The sequence below is a fragment of the Priestia sp. FSL W8-0001 genome (assembly GCF_038050335.1).
Classification (GTDB): domain Bacteria; phylum Bacillota; class Bacilli; order Bacillales; family Bacillaceae_H; genus Priestia; species Priestia flexa.
Window position 1 is genome coordinate 2,690,970 of sequence record NZ_JBBPAL010000001.1, and the last position, 18,819, is coordinate 2,709,788.

An 18,819-nucleotide genomic window follows, 5' to 3' on the forward strand; every position below is an offset into this window, starting at 1 on the left:
TAACTTTAAATAGCTCGGATAGATCATTGGCTGAAATTCTTATGACCCAGCCTCTTTTCATCAATTAAATACAATTGTTCGATTACCGTAAACTAAAATTCGATCTTCTAAATGCCACTTTACTGCTCTTGCTAAGACAGTACGCTCAATTAAGCGTCCTTTTTTCTTCAGCTCTTCCGCATCATCTCGGTGATTTACTCGTTCGATATCTTGTTCAATAATGGGTCCTTCGTCTAGATCATCCGTTACGTAGTGTGAGGTAGCACCAATTAACTTAACACCACGCTTGTATGCTCGCTCGTATGGCTTTGCACCAATAAAAGCAGGTAAGAACGAATGATGAATATTAATGATACGATATGGATTCTCTGCTACAAATGTCGGCGTTAAAATCTGCATATAACGTGCTAAGATAATTAAATCTATGTTGTAGTCCTTCAATAATTGTAGCTGCTGTGCTTCCGCTTCAGCACGAATTTCTTTTGTTGCAGGAATATGATAGAACGGAATACCAAAAGATTCAACAACTTCACGCGCATCTTCGTGATTACTAACGACTACAGCAATATCGCTCATTAAATCACCGCTTTCCCATGCCCATAGGAGTTCTAATAAACAATGTAGCTCTTTTGATACAAAGACCGCCGTTCGTTTTAAACGATGTGCGTACGTAAATTTCGCTTCCATTGAAAATGATTCTGCAATTGATTGGAAAGCTTCTTCCATTGCTGATCCTTTTTCATCCAAGCGGTCGCATTCAAATTCAAAACGAATAAAAAATGTTCCACCTTCTGGATTGGTTGAATGCTGACTAGACTCTACGATATTTGCTCCTTGTTCAAATAAAAACGTAGATACAGCTGACACAATTCCAGGCTGATCTGAACAGCTGATTAACAACCGACCTCTGTTTTTATACTTTTCTTTGTATGATGTTACATGTTGCTCAATGTGCGATTTCATAAAGTTCCCTCTCTCTTTGAATGTACAGACTATTCTATCATTATAATGAAAGTCTACCGATTATCAAGCGTCATTCTTATTTTTAGAGTAAGGATTCGATTCTTCTCCATGCTGAAGCTCTGCTAGCTTCGCGTAATGAGGCTTCATACTATTCATAATATCTCGATAGACGGGCAGAATTTTTTTATATACTTCCACATTTTCAGGAATTGGCTTTAGGTGTGTAGTTTTCCCAACCATCTTCTCTACAACGTTTACCGATTCAACTTCATCAATTGCATAAAGGCCTAGTACGGCTGCGCCAAGACAAGAGCTTTCAAAACTTTCTGGAATTCTTACTTCTGCATTAAAAATGTCAGCCATCATTTGCTTCCATACTTCAGAGCGAGCAAATCCACCTGAAGCTTTAATTTCACGAGCAGGCCCAATTAATTCTTCAAGAGGCTCTAACACCGTGTATAAGTTGTACATAATCCCTTCCAAAACCGCGCGAATCATGTGCTCCTTACCATGATGAAGAGACAGTCCGGTGAATGAACCCCTCGCGTCTGCATCCCATAAAGGAGCCCGCTCTCCTGATAAATAAGGATGAAAAATGAGTCCTCCAGCTCCAGGGGGAATCGTGTCAGCCATTTTCGTAAGTAAATCATATACGTTAACATCTAAGCGTTCGGCAACTGCAGCTTCGCTTTTGGCCAATTCATCTTTTGCCCATCGTAAAATCATCCCACCGTTATTAATAGGGCCGCCTACAACCCAGAGATCGTCGGTAAATGCATAACAAAATGTTCGGCCCTCTTTATCTAGAACAGGCTCTTTTGTAACCGCTCGAACTGCTCCACTCGTGCCAATTGTAATGGCAATTTCACCTTGGTCGATAGCATCTAAGCCCAAGTTAGACAATACGCCATCGCTTGCCCCTATTACAAAAGGCGTGTCTTCATTAATTTTAAGCGTGTGAGCAAGTTCGCTTTTAATGCCTTTGCTCACATGAGTTGCTGGCACAATCGTGGATAGTTGCAAAGGAGAGATTTCTGCATTTGTTAACGCGACTTCATCCCATTGTTTTATTTCTAAATTAAGCATGCCTGTTGCAGAAGCAATGGAGTAATCCACTATATACTCATCAAATAATTTATGGAATATATATTCTTTAATTGAAATAAATTTAGCTGTTTTTTCAAAGATTTCTGGGTGCTCATGCTTTAACCATTTAATCTTAACAAGAGGTGACATAGGATGAAGAGGCATACCCGTTCGCTTGTATAGTTCCATTCGTTGATTACAAAGCTTATCTGCATATGTAGCCGCTCGCTTATCAGCCCATGTTATACAATTTGTAAGTGGCTCACCACTTTCATCAACAGCAATAAGGCTATGCATCGCGCTGCTAAAAGATACAACTTTTAAATCTTCTTTATTTACCTTTCCCTTTGCCACTACTTTCTTAATTGTTGATAGGACAGCTGCAAAAATCTCATCTGGCTTCTGTTCAGCTGTTAGGGCATCCGGCGTATGAAGAGGATACCCAACATGATGTGACTCCTTCACTTTTCCATCAGCAGTAAATAAAACCGACTTTGTTGTTGTTGTTCCAATATCAACACCTATCATATATGTTGTCACGTTACTTAACACCAACCTTTTCTCTCTGCGTTCTTTATTTATGAGGTTTTCCTAAAATGATTTAAACCATGCTTCTGCAGACGAATTACACATTACTCTTTTTACCTGATGCCTTGCATTTAAAACATAAAAACAGGTTGGGATATAACGAAATGATGGCTTTTCCAAGACGAATTATGCCTTTTTTAAAGTATTGGGTTACAATAACCAGTTGGTTCCCTATCACTGCAGACATTCGCTTTCCTCGGGGAGGAGTTACGTGTCCTACGCTTCATTCCACTAGGTTTTTTCAACTTGTTTTTGGAATGAACAAAAAGATACCCAAACTATCAAAAGTCGTTAACTTCTAATAGTTCGGATATCTCGTTAGCTAAAACACTTATGTTTCTGCCTCTTTATATTTAGACTTGTTTTATAACTGCAACTTCATGAAGCGCATTCCTTACTTCCCCATGTTCACTCGCATGTGGTCGATCTTCACCGTCATTATACCCATAATCGAACATACGATTTCGGTTTAATGCGAGCTTAGTCACAGATGGACGAAGCAAATCAAACAGTTCAAAGCGCTCTTGAAGCTTTGGAAATTGCTTTTGATATTCAAGTATTTCACTTCTAACACTATTCCAGAATTGATATTCACTTATTCCTTCTTTATTTTCAAGCACTTTCGCTAAATAACGAAAGTGACAAATAAATAAACCTGTTAGGATAAATTGTGTTAAGCCATCTGGTTTCTCGCTCCGCAATACAGCTTTTAATTCGGGCGTTAAACTTTGTAATTCTTTAAATGATTGATCACTAATATTTACGTCATCAACAAAATCTTTCATAATAATGCGGACTGGCTTACCTTCTTTTAAGACAAGAACTGTATTTTGACCATGAGGTGAGAACACCGTTCCATATTGATATAAGTAATGTAATAATGGCGGAAGAGTTGCGCTCATTAATGCTTCTACCCACTGTGAAGCAGATAAGGCAGACTGTTCTATATAAGACGATACCAATGCTTTACCCTTAGAGTCCACATGCAAGAGTGCTGCTAGCGTAATGGCTTGCTCTCCTTCTTCTAACTCTTGATAAATACTTTCTCTCCACACGACGCCAAGCATTTCTAAATATTGATAAGGAGCATCTTTCATTGCTGCAAATGTCGGATGGTCTACATTTAAAGTGGCTACTTCTCCTAACAAGCCTACTTTACATATGTCTCGCAAGAATGAATCATTGTCGCGAATGTCTTTTATATGCTTTGTTACCTGAGGTGCAATAACCGTCCGTTCACTCGGAAGACCTCGATATACAAGCGTATTTAAAATGCTCATTGGTAGCTTTACATGATATTTATTGCGATTTGTTGTATTAACAAATGTGCGAATTGACTGCTGCGGAAGATAATAATCATCTCCTTCCCCCATTGGGACAATGAGATTTTCCGCTAAATAGTGTGCATATAGAGGGATAATCATGTTCTTCCACTGCCATTCATGAACAGGTAGATAATAATAGTCTGCTGGTTGTAAACCTTTTTCCTGCAATTGATTTTCAAATACTTCTACTGTTTTTTCACCTAGCTCTTGTTCCATTACTTGTTGGAACTGAAGTGATGTGAGTGAATGGAAAGAGCTCACAGTTTTCGACACAGCAATCCATGATAACTGAATTTTTTGCTTTTGTTCCGGAGCAAATTTCATATAGTCATTATAGTTAAAACCAATTCGTCCTTTGTTATATGTAATCCAAGGGTGTCCCGTCATTTCACCTTCAAGCTCTGCGTAGTCAAGATTTGCTAGTTCATCAGCACTGAGACGTTCTTGTAAATGAAGATCAGCCACAAGGGTATGCATATACTCTTTAGCTAAATGTCCAGCTGTTGAAAACGACATTTCATCAAGGTCAGACAGACTAATTAATAGCTGTAGTGCTCTTGAAGGGTTAATCAGCATATTATTTTCTTCTATATAAATTGTTTCTACTAACACTTCATAACTATCAAACAAGCGCTTTTTCGCTTCAAACCGATAGACAATTCCACGAGAGTCTTTCCATTCATACAACGAGCTTTCCTCGTTTACCTTCACCTCGTGTGGAGTAATAATATTTTCATACATAAACTCCTCTAACATTTTAGCAAGCAATTGATTATTTGCTTTATTCCAGCGCTCTTTTGTAAATACCGTTAAATTCGTATCTGTTATTTTCATCCTTTATTCTCCTTTACCGGTTTATAGAATTTTAACCTCTGCTGAGCCATGATAAATGATAGAACTGCTGCCAGTAATACCATTCCACCACCAATAAGAGGTATATGTAGCTTGCCATTTTGAACAAGTATTAGCGCAAGTAGCGGCGTTAAAAGTAAGCCAACATTTTGTGCCGTTAGCATCCAACTATAATAAGAAACCGTCTCCGCATTGCTTTGCTTAAACAGATAAAGATCGATAATTAGGCAACTTTGAAATACAAGTAGTAGAAGTGAAAAAGCTAGAAACATGGAAAAGCTGCTGCTTTCATTCAACATCCATTTACAAATGGATATACTAACAAGAGCATAGACGCTTACTTTTTCAATCTTCCACTTTTTTAAAAGCAACCCCCAAATTGGTGTCATAATAATGACGACTATTCGACAACAAATAATAAATAAGGATGTTGCCTGTAAGCCATTAACTTGAAAGAAATCCGTGAAAAATTGGGGGTAAAAAGGTGACAGAAGAACTTCTGACACCACCGTCATAAACAAGCACGTAAATATAATCCACGAGCGAATCATTTTACTTTACACACCAAACTGTTGAAATACATTCTTACTATAAACTTTATAAATTTCTTTTCCTGTAATTTGATTAATAATAATCGCATTCCGGTAAGGACCAAGCCCTAAATCTGGAGCTCCCACGCCGTGTGTATGAAGTTCTCCATTTTGAATAAACAAATTGGCTTCAACGGGTTGAGTCCTGACTTTGAACTGCTCATCAATTTGCAACTGCCCACTTTCATCAACTAGTAGATGAGATTGTAAACTTTCTAAGCATGATGGAAAGCTGCTAGCATATCCTGTAGCCATAATAACAACATCACTTTTCAACTCTTTCACTTCATCTTGCTCATATTGATAAAGGGTGAGTTTATAGCCAGTTTCTTCTCGACTAACACTTTGAACCTCCGTTAGTGCTTGCATATGAATAGGAGAAGCTTTTCCACCAACGGTTCGTTCATACAAATGTTCATAAATGTCAGCAATCGTATCAAAGCTAATTCCTTTATATAAGAGAGCTTGATTTTTTAACACATCTCTTTTTTTATCCTGATTTAAGTGATAGAAATAACGCGTGTATTCTGGTGAAAAATGCTCTAACCCGAGCTTTGAATACTCCATTGGATAAAACCCTTTAGACCTTGTATACCAATGGAGTTCATAGTTGTTTTCCTCTTGATGTTGCAACAAGTCATACACAACTTCAGCGGCACTTTGCCCAGAACCAACGACCGTAATATGACGAGCTTTAACTGTTTCATCACGATTTTGCTTATAGCAAGCCGAATGATAGAATCGATTATTTTGCAAATCTTTAAAATCAGCTGGAACGGTTGGATTTGTACCTACCCCTACTACTACATTTTTCGCGTAGTAAGCAGTTGATTCACCATCTTCCTCAACTATTACTTTATATAGCTGCTCTTCTTCTATTTCAATTTTCTGAACCTTACTGTTGAATTGTAGCCCTTTTAACTGACTAGCCACCCATTGACAATAGTGATTATATTCAGTTCGTGGAATATGAAATTTTTCAAAGAAATAAAACTGATACAATCGCGCATGCTCGTGTAAATAACGTAAAAAGCTATACGGGCTGGACGGATTAACCATTGTCACTAAGTCCGCCATAAACGGAACTTGTAGCGTAGCTCCTTCTAAAAGCATACCCGGATGCCAGTTAAACTGAGACTTTTGATCAAAGCATTTATATGAGTATTCTGTTTCTTCTAATAAAGCTGCTAGGCCAAGGTTAAATGGCCCAATGCCCACTCCAATAACCTCTAAAATTCTCCTTGAATCCATGCGTTCCACCTACTTTCAAACACTTCTTGTTGACAATAAAGAAGCATTGCTGTTTTATCAGGAAGATCTACCGTCTTTAACTGTTGAAATCCACACTTTTCAAAAACATAAATCATCTTTTCATTTCGAATATCCGGTTCAGCCATAATACGCTTGGTTTCTGGCACTTCAAACATTCTCTTCATGAGCGTTAGCATTAATGGATAAATAAACCCCTTGCCAAGATAATTTGGCTCGCCAATCAATAGATGAATGCCTTGATCTCCTTTTTCATAGTCATAATAATGACGGATTAGATCTTGGGAGACGATATACGACTCCCAGTAGCTCATCGCTTGCCCATCTATTTCACCAATTAATAATTGCTGATGTTTGTTCGCTAAAAAACGTTTTAAATGAGAGGCATACTCGGCTCTTGGCTTGTCCAAATTCCAAAACGGAATGACGTGGTCTTGATGCATCCAGCTATGCAAGCGGTCAAAATCTTGTTCAAACGTTACATAGCGAAACGTAATTTCTTTTTTTGTGTTGGTATCCCATACTGTAATAGGGTAGTCACTTTGAGCCAGTACCATCATTTATATACACCTTCTAGAACCGCAAGCGGATTCGTAACGTCTACGTAAACAGATTGTGTTTCTAGACTTCCAACTAGTTCATCCATATCATGAACGCGCGTTAATAAATTGGCTTTGCAAGGCAAGCTCTCTTGAGAAAGCATACTCTTGACTAGATTTGTATGATCATTCTTTGCATATTCTGAAATGACCGTACGCATCTGTTCAATCAACTTGCTTTCTTCAATTAGTCCACTTGTACCAAAAGCATTAATTAAACCAAATAAATGATTAAAGATAACATAATAACGGAATCTTTCTTCAGCAACCGCATCATCACAAACTGTATCGCTCATCTGATTCAAGTCTTTGACAAGCTTTTTGAGGCTTTCTTGTTTAGAGCGCATAAAATAATATCCTTGGTTATCACGATAATAAAACGCTTGTGGATAGCCTTCTTTTGTCAATTTGATAATCGAGTTTTGTTGATGAGCTTCAAGCGCAATTCCTTTTTCTGTATACAGCCACATCATTGGCTTTAATGAAATGTCTAAATACTGCTTAAACCAATCTTGACTAACAGCTTCCAGTGATCGATTTTCAGCTTTGGCTAAACGATGAACAATCTCTTGAAGCTGTGTATGATGACGATACACATGATCTTGACATAAACTCGCTAAAAGAGTCGTTGAATCACCTTGTGAGCCTTTAAAAGGGTTTTCTCGAATCACAACCTCAAAGCCAATCTCTTCTTCACCAAGCGTTACGTATGCAAAATCTTTAATAATGTGAAAAGCAGGGTGATAAATTTGTAGCTCTTCTTCTAAACCAGCACGTAAAAGTTCCGTTACCTCTACACCTCGGTACAGCTCTTTTCGTTTGTTGACTCGAAGTGAATTTGTAATTTTTACTGGTATCGAAAACTTATACATGACGTCTGCGCTTGAGTTATATACAGTTCGTACAGAAGAAGTAGGATAAAACGCTTGCCCTTGAGGACCTAGATATGAAAGTCTCCCGCTTTGAATCCAATCACAAACTTCTGATTTCCCAAGTAAATATCTTGCTTGAAGTGGATGCATTGGAATCAATACATTCTCATCGTCTTGGCAATAGTTAGTTTTGAATTCATCTGATACTTCTTCATCTTCTACCAACTGCTTTTTAATAACTAACCTTGCTTGTTCCAGCGCAGACCCCTCTTTGACCAATGAAGCTTCTGCGTAAAAATAGTGTAGTTGAAACTTCCCCTTTAGCTCTGGAGCAAATATTGTTTCTTCTTCAGGCAAAATGCCTTGTCTGCTTTTTGGGGTTGGATGAAGCTGATGTCCAATTAAAAGTGCTTGTTCTGATTGTAAAAAGCTTTTATCAGCCCCGTAACACTCTTGAAGTTCCGCTTGTCTCACTTCGATAAATTGCTTCATATTTTCGTAGCTTAATAGCACGCGAACAATCAATTCGTTTATTTGAAGCAAGTCTTCCGTTACTTCTTTCATTAGCAGCGCTAATAGCGTTAACAAATCTAGCTCCTGGCGCTGATGACCTTCTACTTGGTATGCCATTTGCTCGTTTAATAAATGACGCCCTGTTAGAGAACGATAATAAGCTGGGAAATAGAGCGTGACGGGCTGCTTTTCCAGGGTTAAAATAAGTTCTTCACCTTCCCCTACTTTTATCCATTTCCCCTTTCCTGTTTCTCTGACATAGCAGTTCACTACATTTTGCATTGTAATAAAATTAGCTGATTGTTGCGCATTCACGTAATGCTTCCTCCTTCTGCTCCAACTCGTTTCCAAGCTGAATCACTTCTTTTATAAGTTGTTTTAGGTTCTCTAACTCAATCATTGGATTCAACATTGTTACTTTTAAACATGCTTCTTGGTTTACTTTTGTTTTCGCTATAATATACGTTCCTTTTTCATATAACTGCTGCTGGATCATTGTATTAATCTTATTTTCAATATACTTTTGATTTTCCGCACTTTTCGCTAGCCTTTTACACTGATACTTAAATACAACAGCGTTCATCATCGGTTCGTTCATAACTTTAACCATTGAATTTTCTTGTAAGTATCCAGCTAGCTGTCTCGCATTTTGAATAGTTTGGTCAATCAATTTACCAAAGGCTGATGTGCCCATCATTTGAAACGTTAGCCAAACTTTGAGAGCATCAAACCGTTTAGTTGTTTGAATACTGCGGTTAACAAGGTGAAGATGCTCATCTTCTTCTGGATTTAAGTAATCTGCATAAAGCTGAATATGCTGAAAAGCTGTTTCAGCTTTCACAAAGAAAGCACCACAGCTAATGGGCTGATAAAACCATTTATGAAAATCAATCGTAATAGAGTCTGCAAGCTTTAACTCTTGAACTAGGTGTCTATTAGCTTTTGAAAACAACAGGCCGCCTCCATACGCAGCATCGGCATGAACCCACATATCATAAGTTGCTGCCAGTTGATGAATATCATGAAGAGAATCAATACTTCCAAAATCAGTGGTTCCAATTGTGGCTACAATGGCCATCGGAAGCTCTCCACTTTCTTTCGAAAGCTCTATCTTTGCACATAAATCATCCATGCACATCTCGTAGCGCTCATTTGTTTTAACTGGAATAACTGCATTCATCCCTAAACCAAGCTGCGCAGCGGATTGCTGAACCGTAAAGTGCGCTTTTTCAGAACAAAAGATTCGCAGTTTATTTGCTTCAGGGGGTAGACCTTCTTCCTGTACATTTGCTTTAAGCTTTCGCTTACAATAATCATTGCGAGCTAGTAGCATCCCCATATAATTTGACTGCGTGCCACCGCTTGTAAATACGCCACTTGCGGTTTCTTCATAGCCGATTTGTTTAACGCACTCTTTAATAACTGCGTCTTCTATATAAGTCGCAATTGGACTTTGGTCCCAAGAGTCCATCGATTGGTTGAGAGCTGTGATAAAGACTTCTGCGACCAAAGCAGGTATAGCTGGTGGACAATGCAAATGCGCCATTGCTCCAGTATGAGAAATATGCAGAGAATGCCTTAAAACAAGCTGTTCTATTGACTCTTTCAGTTCTGCGAACGCACGTCCATTTTCTTTGAATGTCATTTCATCATTAAAGTGTTCAAAGCGATCTTCTAGCTCCCAATGATGATAAGGCTTTTCAATTGTTTCATAATAGTTCGAAATCATCTCTATAGACTGATTCATTAACTGCTTATACGTTCTTACGCTTTGATTGTCCTTAGATAGAAACCATTGTTGATAATCTTGTTCCATCTTACCTTGTCACCCACTTAGCTTCTGCTGCTTTTACCGCTTCTTTAAAGCGCTCTAGCACATCATCAGCCTGAGCTTGACTTAAAATTAAAGGTGGTAATAAGCGAATGACTGCTCCATGTCTGCCTCCAACTTCTAGGATAACCCCTCGCTTAAAGCACTCTTGCTGAATCACCTTCGCTAGCTCTCCATTTCCAGGATGGGTTCCAATCTTATTTGCCGGCTTAGACCAATCGATGATTTCCACTCCAATCATTAACCCTCGACCACGAACATCTCCAATAGAAAAGCTATTGGACTGGATGGCCTTTAACTGCATTTGCATGTAAATTCCAAGATCATGCGCATGTGCATCTAAAGCATGCTCTTTCACAAAGCTAAGCGTTGCTTTTCCCGTTGCCATTGCGAGCTGATTACCACGAAAAGTTCCAATATGAGCACCTGGTTCCCACTGATCCAACGCTTTATCGTATACAACAACAGATAGTGGTAAGCTACCCCCGATTGCTTTTGACAGCACAAGAACATCGGGTTCAATATCAGCATGCTGAAAAGCAAACATTTTACCCGTTCGACCAATTCCAGTTTGCACTTCATCAATAATTAACGGAATTTGACGCTCTTTTGTGATACGACGAAGCTCTTTCAACCACGCGATAGGAGCAGGTACTGAACCTCCTTCACCTTGAACAACTTCAACTACAATTCCTGCTGGTTTAACAATACCGCTTTCTGGATCGTCTAATAAGTTTTCAATGTATGTGCTAATTGCTTCATGACCACCTTCACCGATTCCAAAAGGACAACGATATTCGTAAGGATAAGGTAAGAAATGTGTATCTGGAACTAAAGCATGAATGCGCTCTTTAGGGCTTGTTGTTCCGCTAATACTTAATGTGCCGTGAGTAGAACCATGGTAGCCGCCTTGGAACGATAAAATTGTGCGGTTCCCCGTAGCCGTCTTTACAAGCTTTAACGCTGCTTCAATGGCGTCTCCACCCGTAGGTCCACAAAACTGCACTTTTGCTTTTTGGGCAAAATTAGCTGGTAAACTTGCAAACAACTCATCTACGAACGCTTCTTTAACCGGCGTAGTTAAATCTAATGTATGTAAAGGAATACGATCAGCTAGTACCTGTTGAATCGCTTCATGGACTACTTCATGATTATGACCAAGCGCTAAAGTGCCTGCTCCTGCTAAACAATCAATATACTCTTTGCCGTTCATATCTGTGATGATGACTCCCTCCGCTTTTTGAATAGCAATTGGAATTCTTCTTGGATAAGATCTTGCATTCGATTCTCGAAGTTCTTGCTGTGAAAGTAACGCTTCGTTTGTAGATTGATTTGTTATTGAAATAGACATGAATAATCCTCCTATTTATTTAAATGATAATGATTTTCATTACTAATTACATGTATAAGGATAAATGATAATGATTTTCAATGTCAACTAATTTTCTAAAAATATGCATTTTTTCCTAAACTCATCTGTGTTAACTGGCAGTTTTTAATGCTGATTCTACTAAAAAAAGTGCTACTTTACTTCGTAGCACTTTTTCTCTTATTGCATTTTATTCATAATTTCTTTTGCTTTTTGCACACTTTTCTCATTTATTGGCTGTGTATATTGGCAATTAACTCGTATACCTGCTCCAATGCATACTTCTGTTAGATTGGTAACCGATAGAAAAGCCTGTAAATTTTCTGGTTTTAACCCCTTGGCTCCGACAAATATAAGATTTTCGTTTCTCATTTGACGCAACATTTTTTTGATTTGTGGAATTCCGTTTAACGCACTTTTATCAGCTCCAGACGTCATAACCCGCTTTATTTCTGGATAATTCAATAATTTTCGAAGCCCTTCTTCTTGATTATGTAAGTCATCAAAAGCTAAGTTAAACGTCACATCCATTCCTTTAGAAGCACTTAGTAAAGCTTTTAACGCCTCTTCATCAATGGTTTTCTCTGACGTTAAACAGCCCAAGATTACTCCTTCCACTCCCAGTTTCCTTGCTTCTTCGATATCATGAACCATCGTTTGAATATCGTCTTCATTGTATTGATACGACTGATTATGAGGTCGAATCATTACGTATACAGGAAGGGTAATCGCTTTTTTTATTTGTTTAATTAACCCATAGCTTGGGGTAATGCCACCTTCATTAATACTCGTGCAAATACTAATTCGATCTGCCCCATTCTCTTGAGCTAGCTTTGCATCATGCAATGTCGTCGCAATCACATCTATCATTACAATAAACATCCTTTCTTCTTCATTAATCTAGAGCATAGTAAACTCTCTTCAATATCGTACCATGCTTGAAAAGATGTCTTTTTCCTTACGAACAAAAAACGTCAGGTATAACCGTTGAAAACTTGGTTATTTCTCATGACGTTTTTATTATAAAAATGCAACAATTATACTCTATAACTTTAGAATCCTAGCTTTTTAACCATTTTTATTAGAAGTATCCGGGACTTCGCTTATTCGCATTATGCATTGGATGCATAGGCATCATGGACTTAGAAGGCATCTGTACGTTTTCACCTTGTACAAGTGGTGCATTCATACTTTGATTCATTGCAGGCATCAAATTGCTAGGCTTCTGACCGCATCCACAGTCTGCTCCTCCTGACATCGACATCCCCTGCATTGGTGGCATTTCTGGCATCGGCATTCCCTGCATTGGCATTCCTTGCATCGGCATTCCTTGCATCGGCATTCCTTGCATTGGCACTCCTTGCATCGACATTTCCTGCATCGGCATTCCTTGCATCGGCATTCCTTGCATTGGCATTCCTTGCATCGGCATTCCTTGCATCGGCATTCCTTGCATTGGCATTCCTTGCATCGGCATTCCTTGCATCGGCATTCCTTGCATCGGCATTCCTTGCATCGGCATTCCTTGCATCGGCATTCCTTGCATCGGCATTCCTTGCATCGGCATTCCTTGCATCGGAGTTGGTAAACTTCCATATACATGTTTCATTTATAGGGCTCCTTCCGTTACTATTACCGTTTTAACATATTCACCTTTCTTTCCGTTCGAATTTCGTCCTATTAAAAATGGGCAACATATTAAAACTTGGGCAATCGAATTATTTATGTTTATACTAGATAGCAAACTATTGAAAGAAAGGATGTTTATGATGGCTAATCCAACCATTGAATCTCTCATTAAAGAAGTAAACCCTACTGCAATTTATTGGAATACTAACTATGAACCAGATATAAAACAGCAAGAGCAACTTTTAATTCGCCTCTGTGATGAGTATGGGATTACAGCTCGTCAATTCGAAGGTTTTTACTAAAAGAGCCTTCCTCCATAAAAAACAAACCCAAAAATGAGACTTTGTATCTATCGAAAGAACGTCTCTTTTGGGTTTTCTTTCTACCAGGAACTGTTTAGAATGAGGTATAATATAACATAGAGCCTATATTTTACCTTACGGAAGATTGGAGTGATTCTATGCCTGTTTGTTCATCTTGCGGTTATCAAGAAGAATATAATTTTTGCAGAATGTGTGGTACACCTCATACCCATCAAGCTAACGCAATGGATTTTCCCCAAAACGAAAAAAACGTTATTCTTTTTAGTAAACTACTCGAAAAGGATGGCGTTTTTTTATGGATGTTCAGTTTTCCGAAGAATTACACCTATTTGCACAAGAATTACAACGCTCTTTGTCTCCCATTGCCTTACAAGAAATCGCTAAGAAAGTGGGATTTGTGAAACGATCGAGTAAGTATCAAGCAAATGAACTGATGGCTCTTTGCGTGTGGCTTAGCCAGGAAGTCGCTCGCACATCGCTTGCACAACTGTGTAGTCGACTAGAAGCTTCAACAGGTGTCCTGATGAGTCAGGAAGGATTGAATCAACGGTTTAATCCAGCAGCCGTCCAGTTTCTTCGTGAGGTGTTTGCTTTACTTCTCACACAGAAACTTTGTGCAACACAATCGCTATCGTCAACGCTCTTCTTGATTTTTAACCGTATTCGGATTTTAGATGCCACAGTGTTTCAGCTACCCGATGCCTTCGTAAGTGATTATCAAGGGTCTGGAGGAAGCAGTAATACGGCAGGTGTAAAGATTCAGCTTGAATATGACTTATTGAGTGGGCAATTTTTACACGTACAGCTAGGACCGGGAAAAGATAATGATAAAACGTATGGCACAACTTGTCTTGAAAGTGTGAAAGCAGGCGATTTCTGTTTACGTGATTTAGGTTATTTTGATTTACGAGATTTACAAACGATTCATGAATTAGGCGCCTTTTATCTCTCTCGATTAAAGCTAAATACCCGTATTTATGTAAAAAACCCTGAACCAGAATACTTCAAAAACGGCACACTGAAAAAGCAGAGCGAATATATTCAGCTTAATATGGCACACATCTTGAACGAACTGGAACCGGGTGAGACCATTGAACTTTCAGAAGCTTATGTTGGTCAAATTCAAAAATTACCGACACGTGTCATCATTCACCGACTAACGAACGAACAAACTAAAACCCGTTTAAACAACCAAGCTGTACGTGAGAAAAAGAAAGGCATTGTCATGAAGGATAAAAGTAAACAGCTGATGGGAATGAACGTTTATATTACGAACACACCACCAAAAGAAGTACCGACAAACGATGTGCATTCATTGTATTCGTTACGTTGGCAGATTGAAATTTTATTTAAAACATGGAAGTCCTTCTTCGAAATAGATGAATGTAAAACCATCAAAAAGGAACGGCTAGAGTGCCATTTATATGGGCAACTCATCGGGATTCTTCTCTGTTCTTCCACCATGTTTCAAATGCGGCAGATCCTGTTGAAAAAGAGAAAACAAGAGCTGAGTGAATACAAATCAATTTATATGATTAAGGACTATTTTCCGTTACTATTTCCAGCAATGGCAGGTGATCTGACTGAACTCGTAACGATTCTCCAACGACTGTATCACCTGTTGAAAAAGAATGGGCGTAAGTGTCATCGGTATCAGAAAAAAACCGTTTTTGACATTCTTGGTATTGTGTATGAGACAGCAGTAAAACAACAACAAGTTGCCTAACGAAAAAATGATAGTTTCATAGGCTTCTTTGTCATGCCGATTTTTCTGATACTCACCGATGTTAGGACAAGGATCATTACATTTTTAATCGTTTCTGTCGTTAGCTTGATGGGTATGTGGTGGTACCCCATACCCATCAAGCTAACGCAATGGATTTTCCCCAAAACGAAAAAAACGTTATTCTTTTTAGTAAACTACTCGAAAAGGATGGCGTTTTTTTATGGATGTTCAGTTTTCCGAAGAATTACACCTATTTGCACAAGAATTACAACGCTCTTTGTCTCCCATTGCCTTACAAGAAATCGCTAAGAAAGTGGGATTTGTGAAACGATCGAGTAAGTATCAAGCAAATGAACTGATGGCTCTTTGCGTGTGGCTTAGCCAGGAAGTCGCTCGCACATCGCTTGCACAACTGTGTAGTCGACTAGAAGCTTCAACAGGTGTCCTGATGAGTCAGGAAGGATTGAATCAACGGTTTAATCCAGCAGCCGTCCAGTTTCTTCGTGAGGTGTTTGCTTTACTTCTCACACAGAAACTTTGTGCAACACAATCGCTATCGTCAACGCTCTTCTTGATTTTTAACCGTATTCGGATTTTAGATGCCACAGTGTTTCAGCTACCCGATGCCTTCGTAAGTGATTATCAAGGGTCTGGAGGAAGCAGTAATACGGCAGGTGTAAAGATTCAGCTTGAATATGACTTATTGAGTGGGCAATTTTTACACGTACAGCTAGGACCGGGAAAAGATAATGATAAAACGTATGGCACAACTTGTCTTGAAAGTGTGAAAGCAGGCGATTTCTGTTTACGTGATTTAGGTTATTTTGATTTACGAGATTTACAAACGATTCATGAATTAGGCGCCTTTTATCTCTCTCGATTAAAGCTAAATACCCGTATTTATGTAAAAAACCCTGAACCAGAATACTTCAAAAACGGCACACTGAAAAAGCAGAGCGAATATATTCAGCTTAATATGGCACACATCTTGAACGAACTGGAACCGGGTGAGACCATTGAACTTTCAGAAGCTTATGTTGGTCAAATTCAAAAATTACCGACACGTGTCATCATTCACCGACTAACGAACGAACAAACTAAAACCCGTTTAAACAACCAAGCTGTACGTGAGAAAAAGAAAGGCATTGTCATGAAGGATAAAAGTAAACAGCTGATGGGAATGAACGTTTATATTACGAACACACCACCAAAAGAAGTACCGACAAACGATGTGCATTCATTGTATTCGTTACGTTGGCAGATTGAAATTTTATTTAAAACATGGAAGTCCTTCTTCGAAATAGATGAATGTAAAACCATCAAAAAGGAACGGCTAGAGTGCCATTTATATGGGCAACTCATCGGGATTCTTCTCTGTTCTTCCACCATGTTTCAAATGCGGCAGATCCTGTTGAAAAAGAGAAAACAAGAGCTGAGTGAATACAAATCAATTTATATGATTAAGGACTATTTTCCGTTACTATTTCCAGCAATGGCAGGTGATCTGACTGAACTCGTAACGATTCTCCAACGACTGTATCACCTGTTGAAAAAGAATGGGCGTAAGTGTCATCGGTATCAGAAAAAAACCGTTTTTGACATTCTTGGTATTGTGTATGAGACAGCAGTAAAACAACAACAAGTTGCCTAACGAAAAAATGATGGTTTCATAGGCTTCTTTGTCATGCCGATTTTTCTGATACTCACCGATGTTAGGACAAGGATCATTACATTTTTAATCGTTTCTGTCGTTAGCTTGATGGGTATGGTGGTACACCTGTAAAATATCAATTTAACGAAAACCAAGTGTTATCTTTTCATCAGCTAAAAGATCGAATCATTACAGATAATATGCGAGATTTAATCACCGTTGTGGACCAGCATGGGCATTTAATTTATAACTCCCCTTCTCATTTATCCGTATTAGGTTATTTACCAACAGAAGAAGGACAGTCTTTAAACTTTAGCGTAATACATACTGATGATATAGATCAGATACGACATAAATTAAATCAAGTGTTTTCATTAAAAGTTGAAATGAGTGCAGAATATCGTTTACTAAAAGACGACGGCTCTTATATTTGGGTTGAAGGGCGAGGGATTCCATCTGTAAAAGATAATCAAGTAACCTACGTTGTTATTACCGCTCGTGATATTCAAGCTCGTAAAGAAGCGGAAGAGCATTTAAAGCAAAGTGAAATTCGCCATCGCTTAATTCTCTCTCACACGCACGATTTAATTTGCGTAGTCGGAATCGATGGTTGCTATGAATATGCTTCACCCTCTTACCAGTACACACTCGGCCTTCTTCCTTGTTCCTTAATTGGGAAGGATGTACTTCTTCATGTACATGAAGATGATCATACAAAAGTAGCAACCGGAATTGAAAACATGAAGTTAACAAAAACAGCAAGTACTTTTCATTATCGAAATCTACATGCTAATGGCACTTCTATTTTGCTTGAAGGAAAAGGCGTACCTATTGTTAATGATGGAAAAGTTGAAGGTTTTGTGTTCGTCTCTCGTGATATAACAGAACAGCGAAAGCTTGAAGAAATGATGAGAAATGCTGAAAAATTATCAGCAATTGGGGAATTAGCTGCAAGTATTGCTCATGAAATTAGAAATCCTTTAACCACGATTAAAGGTTTCTTACAACTGTTTAGTGAAGAATATCAAAGTGCTCAGGATATTGCTTATCGTCGCATGATGCAAAGTGAAATTGATCAAATTGAACAAATTGTAAATGAATTTATGAGTTTAGCCAAACAAGAAGTTCGACCTTACGAGCCCATTGATTTACTTGCTTTATTGAAAGATGTGACAAAACGCTTCTCCCAAGCTTTTATACACCAAGGCATTAAAGTGGTTTATGAATACAATACTGCTCACGGTAACTTTGTCATTCATGGACAACCCCATCAATTAAAGCTGGTATTTATACATGTCATTCAAAATGCAATTGATGCGATGCCTCTTGGAGGACAAATTACGGTCTCTTTTAACAAGATAAATCAACAGCACGTTACTATTCAAATTATGGACAATGGTTGTGGCATGGATGCTGATCGAATAAAAAAAATTGGTCAACCTTTTTATACAACAAAAGAGCACGGCGTTGGATTAGGCTTAACTATTTGTAATAAGGTTATACTTGAGCATAAAGGTACACTTAGCGTAACAAGCATGCTTCAAGAAGGTACAACAATTGACGTTATATTACCGATTACACATGTTGAAGCCAATTCTATCTTAATGTTAAAAACCCCGACTAGTTAAGTCGG

General features: G+C 38.4%; 15 protein-coding genes. 4 read left to right on the top strand and 11 right to left on the bottom strand.

Annotated elements, in window-relative coordinates; all coding sequences use genetic code 11:
• Window positions 1–60: 60 nt before the first annotated feature.
• From purU to MKZ18_RS14410, 11 genes are all read right to left on the bottom strand, one after another.
• Window positions 61–963 carry a formyltetrahydrofolate deformylase gene (gene purU, locus MKZ18_RS14360; protein WP_025908304.1) on the bottom strand — a complete coding sequence of 301 codons (903 nt, stop codon included), beginning with the start codon at window positions 961–963 and terminating at the stop codon, window positions 61–63.
• Window positions 964–1,026: 63 nt separating this feature from the next.
• Complete coding sequence (gene gntK / locus MKZ18_RS14365) at window positions 1,027–2,577, bottom strand: gluconokinase (RefSeq protein WP_061785113.1); 1,551 nt, start codon at window positions 2,575–2,577, stop codon at window positions 1,027–1,029.
• Window positions 2,578–2,990: 413 nt separating this feature from the next.
• The gene (locus tag MKZ18_RS14370) at window positions 2,991–4,796 is read right to left on the bottom strand and encodes an IucA/IucC family protein (RefSeq protein WP_061785099.1); all 1,806 of its coding nucleotides are present in this window, start codon (window positions 4,794–4,796) and stop codon (window positions 2,991–2,993) included.
• On the bottom strand, window positions 4,793–5,365 hold the full coding sequence (locus MKZ18_RS14375; protein ID WP_061785098.1) for a hypothetical protein: 573 nt from the start codon (window positions 5,363–5,365) through the stop codon (window positions 4,793–4,795). The genes MKZ18_RS14370 and MKZ18_RS14375 overlap by 4 nt, the downstream gene beginning before the upstream one ends.
• A 6-nt stretch (window positions 5,366–5,371) precedes the next feature.
• A complete protein-coding gene (locus MKZ18_RS14380) occupies window positions 5,372–6,655 on the bottom strand; it encodes a lysine N(6)-hydroxylase/L-ornithine N(5)-oxygenase family protein (RefSeq protein WP_061785097.1) in 1,284 nt (427 codons plus the stop codon).
• On the bottom strand, window positions 6,634–7,230 hold the full coding sequence (locus MKZ18_RS14385; protein ID WP_139325239.1) for a GNAT family N-acetyltransferase: 597 nt from the start codon (window positions 7,228–7,230) through the stop codon (window positions 6,634–6,636). Before MKZ18_RS14385 ends, MKZ18_RS14380 begins: the two co-directional genes overlap by 22 nt.
• Window positions 7,230–8,972, bottom strand: a complete 1,743-nt coding sequence (locus MKZ18_RS14390) for an IucA/IucC family protein (protein ID WP_025908298.1) — start codon at window positions 8,970–8,972, stop codon at window positions 7,230–7,232. Before MKZ18_RS14390 ends, MKZ18_RS14385 begins: the two co-directional genes overlap by 1 nt.
• Window positions 8,950–10,473, bottom strand: a complete 1,524-nt coding sequence (locus tag MKZ18_RS14395; protein WP_061785095.1) for a pyridoxal phosphate-dependent decarboxylase family protein — start codon at window positions 10,471–10,473, stop codon at window positions 8,950–8,952. The genes MKZ18_RS14390 and MKZ18_RS14395 overlap by 23 nt, the downstream gene beginning before the upstream one ends.
• Before the next feature lies 1 nt (window position 10,474).
• Window positions 10,475–11,839 carry an aspartate aminotransferase family protein gene (locus MKZ18_RS14400; RefSeq protein ID WP_061785094.1) on the bottom strand — a complete coding sequence of 455 codons (1,365 nt, stop codon included), beginning with the start codon at window positions 11,837–11,839 and terminating at the stop codon, window positions 10,475–10,477.
• A gap of 198 nt (window positions 11,840–12,037) precedes the next feature.
• Window positions 12,038–12,727: a copper homeostasis protein CutC gene (locus MKZ18_RS14405; protein WP_225002241.1), complete on the bottom strand. Its 690-nt coding sequence runs from the start codon at window positions 12,725–12,727 to the stop codon at window positions 12,038–12,040.
• Window positions 12,728–13,074: 347 nt separating this feature from the next.
• The gene (locus MKZ18_RS14410; protein ID WP_445936766.1) at window positions 13,075–13,470 is read right to left on the bottom strand and encodes a pentapeptide repeat-containing protein; all 396 of its coding nucleotides are present in this window, start codon (window positions 13,468–13,470) and stop codon (window positions 13,075–13,077) included.
• Window positions 13,471–13,623: 153 nt separating this feature from the next.
• Here MKZ18_RS14410 and MKZ18_RS14415 point away from each other — a divergent pair, with 153 nt between their 5' ends.
• The 4 genes from MKZ18_RS14415 to MKZ18_RS14430 all read left to right on the top strand — a co-directional run bounded on the left by MKZ18_RS14415 (window position 13,624) and on the right by MKZ18_RS14430 (window position 18,814).
• Window positions 13,624–13,788, top strand: coding sequence for a hypothetical protein (locus MKZ18_RS14415; RefSeq protein ID WP_340842442.1), 165 nt, complete (start codon window positions 13,624–13,626; stop codon window positions 13,786–13,788).
• A 316-nt stretch (window positions 13,789–14,104) separates the two neighbouring features.
• Window positions 14,105–15,535, top strand: coding sequence for an IS4 family transposase (locus tag MKZ18_RS14420; protein WP_047933940.1), 1,431 nt, complete (start codon window positions 14,105–14,107; stop codon window positions 15,533–15,535).
• A 220-nt stretch (window positions 15,536–15,755) separates the two neighbouring features.
• Window positions 15,756–17,186 (top strand): IS4 family transposase, encoded by a 1,431-nt coding sequence (locus MKZ18_RS14425; RefSeq protein ID WP_047933940.1) that lies wholly within the window; start codon window positions 15,756–15,758, stop codon window positions 17,184–17,186.
• Window positions 17,187–17,341: 155 nt separating this feature from the next.
• Window positions 17,342–18,814 carry a PAS domain S-box protein gene (locus MKZ18_RS14430; protein ID WP_341344567.1) on the top strand — a complete coding sequence of 491 codons (1,473 nt, stop codon included), beginning with the start codon at window positions 17,342–17,344 and terminating at the stop codon, window positions 18,812–18,814.
• Window positions 18,815–18,819 lie beyond the last annotated feature (5 nt).

Excerpts from the sequence above, each read along its gene's own strand:
- purU (WP_025908304.1), bottom strand. The coding sequence starts at position 963 with ATGAAATCGCACATTGAGCAACATGTAACATCATACAAAGAAAAGTAT.
- gntK (WP_061785113.1), bottom strand. The coding sequence starts at position 2,577 with ATGATAGGTGTTGATATTGGAACAACAACAACAAAGTCGGTTTTATTT.
- MKZ18_RS14370 (WP_061785099.1), bottom strand. The coding sequence starts at position 4,796 with ATGAAAATAACAGATACGAATTTAACGGTATTTACAAAAGAGCGCTGG.
- MKZ18_RS14375 (WP_061785098.1), bottom strand. The coding sequence starts at position 5,365 with ATGATTCGCTCGTGGATTATATTTACGTGCTTGTTTATGACGGTGGTG.
- MKZ18_RS14380 (WP_061785097.1), bottom strand. The coding sequence starts at position 6,655 with ATGGATTCAAGGAGAATTTTAGAGGTTATTGGAGTGGGCATTGGGCCA.
- MKZ18_RS14385 (WP_139325239.1), bottom strand. The coding sequence starts at position 7,230 with ATGGTACTGGCTCAAAGTGACTACCCTATTACAGTATGGGATACCAAC.
- MKZ18_RS14395 (WP_061785095.1), bottom strand. The coding sequence starts at position 10,473 with ATGGAACAAGATTATCAACAATGGTTTCTATCTAAGGACAATCAAAGC.
- MKZ18_RS14400 (WP_061785094.1), bottom strand. The coding sequence starts at position 11,839 with ATGTCTATTTCAATAACAAATCAATCTACAAACGAAGCGTTACTTTCA.
- MKZ18_RS14405 (WP_225002241.1), bottom strand. The coding sequence starts at position 12,727 with ATGATAGATGTGATTGCGACGACATTGCATGATGCAAAGCTAGCTCAA.
- MKZ18_RS14415 (WP_340842442.1), top strand. The coding sequence starts at position 13,624 with ATGATGGCTAATCCAACCATTGAATCTCTCATTAAAGAAGTAAACCCT.
- MKZ18_RS14420 (WP_047933940.1), top strand. The coding sequence starts at position 14,105 with ATGGATGTTCAGTTTTCCGAAGAATTACACCTATTTGCACAAGAATTA.
- MKZ18_RS14425 (WP_047933940.1), top strand. The coding sequence starts at position 15,756 with ATGGATGTTCAGTTTTCCGAAGAATTACACCTATTTGCACAAGAATTA.